Consider the following 7,102-nt stretch of genomic DNA (forward strand, 5'->3'; position numbering starts at 1 on the left):
TCATCGAGCTGCTCGAACCCTTCCACGAAGCGCAGTGCGCTGGCGCCACGCAGGAGGTCATCTCGGAGCACACCTGGAACGACCTTCGGTTGGTGGTTGCGCACGATCCCGCGACGGCCGCAACCAAGACCGAGCAGCGCAATGAGCGTGTCGACGCGCTGATCCGCCAGGCGGACCAATGGTCGGGCAAGCTCACCGAGCAGGATGAAGGCGTGAAGCACCGAGGGCGCAAGCTCTCGGACAGCGGCGCCAAGGCGCGCTTCTACCACGCGGTCAGCGAAGCGCACCTGTCGCGCATCCTCAAGGTGGATCTGGGTGAGGAACTCTTCAGCTACCACATCGACGACAAGGCGAAGCGTCTTGCCGAAATGATGGACGGCAAGCTGCTGCTGGTGACCAACGCCGAGGGGCTCAGAGCCTGTGATCTTTTCGGCCACCCGCGCCGAAGGGGGCGCGAGTGGGCTTGTGACCGCTGTGGCGGGCAGATGATCTGTTCAGCATGAGTGCGCTCGCTCTTTCTGGTTTTTCGGGTGGTTTTTTCGCGATTCCCTACGTCAAGCCCCGATTCCGGACACGGCAGACGCACCTTTCCCGAGGGCGAGCATCTCCGGCGCCAGGCTGGCCATCCGCATCAGGTTGTGGGCCAAGGCAAAGAACAGGACCACGCACTTGACCTTGGCCAGGCCGCGCACGCGGAATTGCTGGAGCCCCCGGTTGCGGCTGTGGGCATTGACGCACTCGGCGCTCGCGGCCCGGTTCTTGTAGATCGCCTTGGCCTCCTCGGTGCCCATGCGCGCTCGCCATGCTGCAACAGCGGCGCTGTCACCGGGCTTGGGCTCGTGCGGATCCACTGCCTTGTCCTTCGCGGCCGGCACCGGTCCATACACCGTGGTGTGCGCGCTCGCTTGTTCGACCTGCTGGTGACCCACAAAGCCGCCATCGACCAACCAGGCCTCGGGCGCCTGGCCGCAACGCTCACGCACCTGCTCGATCATCGGCACCATCTGACCCTGGTCACTTCCCGCCGTGGCCACCTCGACGCCCACGATCACCAACGAGTCAACGTCGCTGGCCAACTGCGGGTTGTACGCGGGCCGAAACCCGCCGTCGCCCATCTTCATGACCGTCGCCTCGGCATCGGTCGTCGAGGCGCGCGCCTGATCGGCTGCCTTGCCCTGGCGGCGCTTGATCGCTTCGAGTTCGGGCAAGCGCGCCAGCGCCTCGGCCACCCGGGCCTCGCGCTCGCGGGCCGCACGCAGCCGTGCCGCCTGACGAGCCCGATCGGCCTTGCCCGGGTCGGCTTCGAGCTCGGCCTTGAGCTGCGCAACCCGCTCGCGGGCCGCCTCCAGGTAGCCCGCGAGCTTGTCCTCGCGCCGAAACGATCCCGCCCCCGCACTGGCCCGCACCCGCATGCCGTCATGCGCCACCTGGCGCAACTTCACCACCCCGGCGGCAATGAGCGTTGCAACATTGGCGCTGAGCAACTCGTCGAGCGCCTCGCCGTGATCCTTCCGGAAGTCCGACAGCGTGTGGTAATTGACCTGCACCCCGCCGCACAGCCAGCGGTACGCATCGTGCGCATCGGTCAGGCGCGCCACCTCGCGCGCACTGCCCACCCCGTCGAGCGTCGCGTAAAGCCACAGCGACAACAGGATCTCCGGCGCGATCGCCGCCCGACCAACCCCGCCCTCACGCACCCGGATCCGCTCATAGAAGCGCCCCAGATCCTGCCCGGCCACATACGACCACACCAGCCGCGCCCGATGACCTTCCGGCAGCAGCGACTCGAGGTCGCTGGCGCGAAATTCCATCTGGGTGCGGTTGGGCAGAACCACGCGGGCGCGAGCAGTCATGACTGGGTTACCGGATGGTGGCTGGAATGCAAGAATTATACCGAGAGCATTTGCGGGATATTTTCACAGACTCTCACCGCGCAGAACGTGATTCAGCGCTACAAGTCGCTCGCCGACATCGAGCGCGGCTTCAAGGTGCTCAAGTCCGAGATCGAGATCGGTCCGGTGTATCACCGCCTGCCCGAGCGGATTCGCGCGCACGCGTCGATCTGCTTCATGGCGCTGATCCTGCACCGCGTGATGCGTAGCCGACTGAAGGTGGCAGATGCGGGCTACACGCCCGAGCGGGCGCTCGAGCAACTACAGCGCATCCAGCATCACCGGGTGCGCCTGAACGGCGGCGAGCCGGTGGCGGGGGTGTCGACGCTCAGCACGGAGCAAAGCGAGGTGCTTCATGCATTGGGGATAGGAAAACCAGCGGCGCCGGAGCAGTTGGCGCTGCTGTAGTGGCATTTTTGAAAGTGCGCTCTAGCAAAAACAAGCACTTGCGAGCGTAACTGTCGAACTCGGGGGCGCCGGGCGGCAGATGGGCGATCGTCGCGTAGCCACAGGTCGTGTCGGCCAGGGCGACGACACTGGCCGCGTGCAGGAACTCGTTGGGGGCGAAGTGGAGCTTCCTGACCGGCATCCGGCTCTTCAGCGAGCCCTCTTCCAATTCCAGCATCTCCAGACCGAGAGCCCCGGGCAGATACTCCTGCCCCATCTCGTTGAACTCTCCGATGGAAACATCATCACGTAGTTTCTTCACGACCCCCTCGCCTCCTGGTTCGTCGACCGGCCCGTACCGATCGCACGACGTAAAAAAAGCCCCATGAAACAGGGGCTTGGTTTCAACCGTGGCGGAGGCGGTGAGATTCGAACTCACGAGGGGCGCAAACCCCTGACGGTTTTCAAGACCGTTGCATTCAACCGCTCTGCCACGCCTCCGCAAGGTCGCGGATTATAGCACCGAGTCCGCCACCGCATCCCGCCCCGCCCCCGGGGCGCCAGGCGCAGCGCCGGCCAGCGCCAATGCACACATGGGGCCGCAGCCGAAGGAGAGGGTGCTGCCGTCGCGGCGGCGGATGTCGAAGCGGCCGGGCTCGGGAAAGCGCGCCGGGTCGCGGTCGGCCGAGCAGGTTGCGGGAGATCTCGTGTCCGGCGAAGAGCAGCATCGCGCACCGGGCGAGCAGCCCGGCGCCCTGGAAGAAGTCCGCGTGCCAGTGCAGCGGCCCGGCCTCACGCAGCGCGCGGTAGACGGGGTCGGGATCGCGCACGAAGGCCGCGTCGAAGGGTTCGGGCGCAGCCTGGGCTGGCGCGTCCATCAGCCCTCGTGCCCCTCGACGCGCATGTCGAGGCGTTCGAGCAGGCTGCGGTCGCGGCCGGTCCGCGGGTTGGAGGTGGTCAGCAGGTGGTCGCCGTAGAACATCGAGTTGGCGCCGGCCATGAAGCACAGCACCTGCAGCGCCTCGTCCATCTGCTCGCGCCCGGCCGATAGCCGCACGTAGCTGCGCGGCATGGTGATGCGCGCCACCGCGATCGTGCGCACGAACTCGAAGGGGTCGATCGGCGCCACGCCCTCGAGCGGCGTCCCCGGGATCGGCACCAGGTTGTTGATCGGCACCGACTCCGGACAGGGGTCGAGGTTGGCGAGCTGGGCGATGAGTCCGGCGCGGTGGGCGCGCGTCTCGCCCATGCCGAGGATGCCGCCGCTGCAGACGTTGATGCCGGCCGAACGCACGTTCTGCAGGGTGTCGAGCCGGTCCTGGTAGGTGCGCGTACCGACGACCTTGCCGTAGTACTCGGGCGCGGTGTCGAGATTGTGGTTGTAGTAGTCGAGGCCGGCGTCCTTCAGGCTGGCCGCCTGGTCGGCGTCGAGCATGCCGAGGGTCATGCAGGTCTCGAGGCCGAGCGCCTTCACCTCGCGCACCATGGCCGATACTCGCTCCATGTCGCGCGCCTTCGGCGAGCGCCATGCCGCGCCCATGCAGAAGCGGCTCGCGCCCTGCGCCTTCGCCGCCCGCGCGGCCTCCAGCACCTCCTCCACCGGCATCAGCTTCTCGGCCTTCAAGCCGGTGTCGAAGTGGGCCGACTGCGAGCAATAGCCGCAGTCCTCGGCGCAGCCGCCGGTCTTGATCGACAGCAAAGTGGATAGCTGGATCTCGCTCGGATCGAAGTGATCACGATGCACCTGCTGCGCGCGGAACACCAGCTCCATGAAGGGCAGTGCGTACAAGGCCTCGACCGCCTCCACCGTCCATGGTCCGCTGGCGGTGATGGAAGGGGTGGACGTGACGGTGCGGCGCAGCGCATCGGGCGAGAGGGTGGCGAGAGTGCTCATTCGTTCTCCAGGTCGGATATCCGGGTTGAGTTGAAGAGGGTGTGCAGCGCGGGCACGTTGAGGTAGGGCGCGGGCTCCGGCAGGCGCGGCACGAGGCCGGGACAGGGCGCGCTGCCGAGGCCGCGCCCGAGAGCGTCGAGATTCTGCGCGACATGGGGCAGCCGCAGGTCGATCGTGTTGCCCCCCCAGCCGCACAGGCGCAGGCCGCTGGCGCGAATCGTCTCGGCGGTGAGCTGCGCATGATTGATGCAGCAGAGCCGAAGGCCGACCACCAGCAACACCGGCAGGCCGAGTGCGAACGCAAGGGCGGCGCTGTCCCAGTCGTCGCGCAGCGGGGGCGCCGCATGTGCACGCTGCATCTGCGTGCAGGAATGCCAGACGTGGGCGAGGCTGCGCGCCTGCCACGCCCGGTTGGGATCGGACGGCACGACAGTCGGGGGCGAATGCGTCACTTGCTGATTTTGTATTAATAATTACGGAGAGGTGGCGCGGTATTGTTCCAGCCCGCCAGCGAAATGTGAACCCTCCCATCACCCCGTCTGCGCTGCTGCGACGTCCCCATTCGCGGCAACGCCCCGTCTGCTCAGCCCGCTTCGAACAGCGCGATCGACTCCACATGCGAGGTCTGCGGGAACATGTTGGCGATGCCGGCGCCGCGCAGCACGTAGCCCTTTTCATGCACCAGCACCGCCGCGTCGCGCGCCAGCGTCGCCGGATTGCACGACACATAGACGATGCGCGCCGGCCGCTGCTGCGGCGAGATCGCCTTCACCACCGCGATCGCGCCTTCGCGCGGCGGGTCGATCAGCATCTTGTCGAGGCGACCCAGCGCCGTGAGGCTGTCCTCGGTGCTGTCGAACAGGTTGGCCACATGGAATTCGCTGTTCGCCGCGAGGCGGTTGGCGCGCGCGTTCTCAGCCGCTCGCGCGACCAGCGCCTCGCTGCCCTCGACGCCGATCACGGTGGCGCCGCGGCGCGCGATCGGCAGGCTGAAATTGCCCAGCCCGCAGAACAGGTCGGCAATGCGCTCTCCGGGCTGCGGGTCGAGCAGTTGCATCGCGCGTCGGATCAGCAGCCGGTTGATGTCGACGTTGACCTGGGTGAAGTCGGTCGGCCGGAAGTCCAGACGGACATCGAACTCGGGCAGGAAGTAGGCCAGCCCCGGGCCGTCCTTCGGATGCAGCGGCGCCGCGCTGTCCGGTCCGCCGGGCTGGGCCCATGCCTGGATCCCGTGCGCGTCGGCGAAGGCTGCCAGCCTCGCCTCGTCCTCCGCGCTGAAGGGCAGCAAGTGACGGAAGACGAAGGCGGTCCCTGTATCGCTCACCGCGATCTCGATCTGCGGCACGCGGTCGGCGATCGACAGGCTCGCGATCAGGCGGTGCAACTCGGGCACCAAGGCCGAGATCCGCGGCGGCAGCACCGGGCAGGCGCGCATGTCGGCGATGTAGCTCGAGCGCTTCTGGTGGAAGCCGATCAGCACCCCGCCCTTGCTCGGCACCACCCGCACGCTCAGCCGCGCGCGGTAGCGATAGCCCCACGAAGAGCCATGGATCGCCGGGTAGATGATCTGCGGCGCGAGCCTGCCGATATGCCAGAAGGCGTCTTCCAGGATGCGCTGCTTGGCCGCCCCCTGAGCCACCGGATCGAGGTGCTGCATCGAGCAGCCACCGCAGCTGCCGAAGTGCGCGCAGCGCGGTACCACCCGCTGCGAGCTCGCCTTGAGCACGCGCACGGTTTCCGCCTGCGCATAGCGCGGACGCTCGCGCAGCACCGCGTACTCCACCTTCTCGCCGGGCAGCGCGCCCTCGATGAAGACGGCCTTGCCGTCGACATGGCTGATGCCGCGACCCTCGTGGTCGAGCGACTCGATGACTGCAAAGGGCATGGCGGCTACCGGACGGAGAAACTGCGCGATTCTACCCCCTCGGCGTTCGGTGCCTACCTATAATCCCGCCATGAATTCCGCACCCTCGCTCGCCCTGCTCGGCGGCCTTTCACCGCAGCGCTTCCTCGCCGAATACTGGCAGAAGAAACCCCTCCTCGTGCGCCAGGCCGTCCCCGGCTTCGCCGGCCTGCTCGACCACGACGCACTCTTCGAACTCGCCTGCGATCCCGACGTCGAGTCGCGCTGGATCCGCTACGCGGCCGACACCCCCGGCACCGACTGGAAGGTCGAGCACGGCCCGCAGAAGCGCGCCCGCCTGCGCGGCAAGCGCCGCCCGTGGACCGTGCTGGTGCAGGGCCTCAACCTGCACCTGGCGGCAGCCGACGCGCTGCTGCACCGCTTCGACTTCATCCCCCAGGCCAGGCTCGACGACCTCATGGTCAGCTACGCGGTCGATGGCGGGGGCGTCGGCCCGCACTTCGACAACTATGATGTCTTCCTGCTGCAGGGGGCGGGACGGCGGCGCTGGCAGATCGCCGACCAGACCGACCGCAGCCTGGTCGAGGGCGCCCCGCTGCGCATCCTGCAGAACTTCCAGCCCACCGAGGAGTTGCTCCTCGAACCCGGGGACATGCTCTACCTGCCGCCGCACTGGGCGCACAACGGGATCGCGGTGGGCGAATGCACGACCTACTCGATCGGCTTCCGCTCGCCGACCGCGCAGGAACTCGGCGCCGAGTTCCTCGCCTGGTTGCAGGAGCGGCTGTGCCTGGCGGGCATCTATGCCGACCCCGACCTCGAGCTGCAGGACAACTCGGCCGAAATCGGCCCGCGCATGATCGATCAGATCGAGCGCATGCTCGCCGGCATCCGCTGGAGCCGGCAGGACGTGGCCGAATTCGTCGGCGACTATCTCACCGAACCCAAGCCGCATGTGTTCTTCCATCCACCCGAGCCGGCGATGAAGCCGAAGGCCTTCGCACGCGCTGTGGCCCGGGCTGGCTATGCGCTCGATTCCCGCACTCAGCTGCTGTTCTCCGAGGC

Annotated in this window: 7 protein-coding genes, 1 tRNA gene and 2 pseudogenes; 3 read left to right on the forward strand and 7 right to left on the reverse strand. The window is 67.6% G+C overall.

The annotated features are described in order from the left end of the window. Window positions 1-419: pseudogene (locus BB334_RS06815) on the forward strand (IS1634 family transposase); the annotation flags it as partial. Between the two features lie 135 nt (window positions 420-554). On the opposite strand, the gene BB334_RS06820 reads toward BB334_RS06815, so the two are convergent. Next, a complete protein-coding gene (locus BB334_RS06820) occupies window positions 555-1,853 on the reverse strand; it encodes an IS1182 family transposase (RefSeq protein WP_068806268.1) in 1,299 nt (432 codons plus the stop codon). A 66-nt stretch (window positions 1,854-1,919) separates the two neighbouring features. On the opposite strand from BB334_RS06820, the pseudogene BB334_RS06825 reads away from it, so the two are divergent. Then, window positions 1,920-2,300: pseudogene (locus tag BB334_RS06825) on the forward strand (IS1634 family transposase); the annotation flags it as partial. On the opposite strand, the gene BB334_RS18610 reads toward BB334_RS06825, so the two are convergent. From BB334_RS18610 to rlmD, 6 genes are all read right to left on the reverse strand, one after another. Beyond that, window positions 2,221-2,718: a hotdog family protein gene (locus BB334_RS18610; RefSeq protein WP_232756678.1), complete on the reverse strand. Its 498-nt coding sequence runs from the start codon at window positions 2,716-2,718 to the stop codon at window positions 2,221-2,223. The pseudogene BB334_RS06825 and the gene BB334_RS18610 overlap by 80 nt on opposite strands. Beyond that, window positions 2,691-2,780, reverse strand: a tRNA-Ser gene (locus BB334_RS06835). The genes BB334_RS18610 and BB334_RS06835 overlap by 28 nt, the downstream gene beginning before the upstream one ends. After that, complete coding sequence (locus BB334_RS17495; protein WP_083200330.1) at window positions 2,759-3,157, reverse strand: hypothetical protein; 399 nt, start codon at window positions 3,155-3,157, stop codon at window positions 2,759-2,761. The genes BB334_RS06835 and BB334_RS17495 overlap by 22 nt, the downstream gene beginning before the upstream one ends. Then, window positions 3,157-4,173: a biotin synthase BioB gene (gene bioB / locus BB334_RS06840; RefSeq protein ID WP_068806278.1), complete on the reverse strand. Its 1,017-nt coding sequence runs from the start codon at window positions 4,171-4,173 to the stop codon at window positions 3,157-3,159. The genes BB334_RS17495 and bioB overlap by 1 nt, the downstream gene beginning before the upstream one ends. Further along, window positions 4,170-4,625 (reverse strand): ATP-dependent dethiobiotin synthetase BioD, encoded by a 456-nt coding sequence (gene bioD, locus BB334_RS06845; RefSeq protein ID WP_232756679.1) that lies wholly within the window; start codon window positions 4,623-4,625, stop codon window positions 4,170-4,172. The genes bioB and bioD overlap by 4 nt, the downstream gene beginning before the upstream one ends. Window positions 4,626-4,756: 131 nt before the next feature. Then, complete coding sequence (gene rlmD / locus BB334_RS06850; RefSeq protein WP_068806281.1) at window positions 4,757-6,058, reverse strand: 23S rRNA (uracil(1939)-C(5))-methyltransferase RlmD; 1,302 nt, start codon at window positions 6,056-6,058, stop codon at window positions 4,757-4,759. A gap of 70 nt (window positions 6,059-6,128) precedes the next feature. On the opposite strand from rlmD, the gene BB334_RS17500 reads away from it, so the two are divergent. Beyond that, window positions 6,129-7,102, forward strand: a 974-nt coding sequence (locus BB334_RS17500) for a cupin domain-containing protein (RefSeq protein ID WP_083200366.1), incomplete at its 3' end; no start/stop codon positions are given.

Source organism: Thauera phenolivorans, assembly GCF_001696715.1.
Lineage (GTDB): Bacteria > Pseudomonadota > Gammaproteobacteria > Burkholderiales > Rhodocyclaceae > Thauera > Thauera phenolivorans.